2 protein-coding genes are annotated in these 626 nt (G+C 54.0%); one reads left to right on the top strand and one right to left on the bottom strand.

From position 1 onward, the window contains the following. A partial coding sequence (locus tag BGK49_RS31175) for a hypothetical protein (protein ID WP_242412326.1) occupies positions 1–132 on the top strand: 132 nt, incomplete at its 5' end. 179 nt (positions 133–311) lie between these two features. On the opposite strand, the gene BGK49_RS17055 is transcribed toward BGK49_RS31175, so the two are convergent. Further along, the coding region (locus tag BGK49_RS17055) for a DUF4376 domain-containing protein (protein ID WP_242412559.1) at positions 312–626 on the bottom strand (315 nt) is incomplete at its 5' end.

Raw genomic sequence — 626 nt, forward strand, 5'->3', positions numbered from 1 at the left:
GATGCGGATGCGGAGAGGGAAGCCGGTGCACAGGTGATGCGTGAGACTGAACAGCAGATTTACCGTCAGCTGACTGACGAGGTACTGGCCCTGCGATTGCCTGAAAACGGCTCACAACTGCACCATTCATAATCACATCGCATAAACCACAGACCGGACTGACTCCGGAAAAACAGAGGCCCGCCCCCGGGCCTCCCCGGATTCATCCGTTTCCCTGTTCAGCCTGACAGCACGCCCCCGCGGCCGGATGACAGACTCCGCTTCGGTAAGCAAAGCGGTCTTCTGTGATTCCGCCAGTTGCGGCTTATTCATTACTCAACGTCAAACGCCCGAATTGAAGCCAAATCATCCAGACCGCTCAGCTCCTCTTTCATTTCACGCTGACGGCGATAAATCTCATCGTTGCGATCGACCTGCGCCTGCACCATTGCTGCCGCCAGTTCTTCCAGTTCCGGCATCGACAGTTTCACCTGCTGATTATCGGCATCGCTCCACGCCATATGTGTTTGTGCTGTGACAGATTTTGCGTAAGCGTACAGCCTGAACCGTCTGGTCAGAATCTGACGAATTAGACAAAGTGGTGTCCACCAAATAAGTAGTGGGAACCAAAGTGTCAGATATGCAGA

Source organism: Shigella sp. FC1544, assembly GCF_001722145.1.
GTDB lineage: Bacteria > Pseudomonadota > Gammaproteobacteria > Enterobacterales > Enterobacteriaceae > Escherichia > Escherichia coli.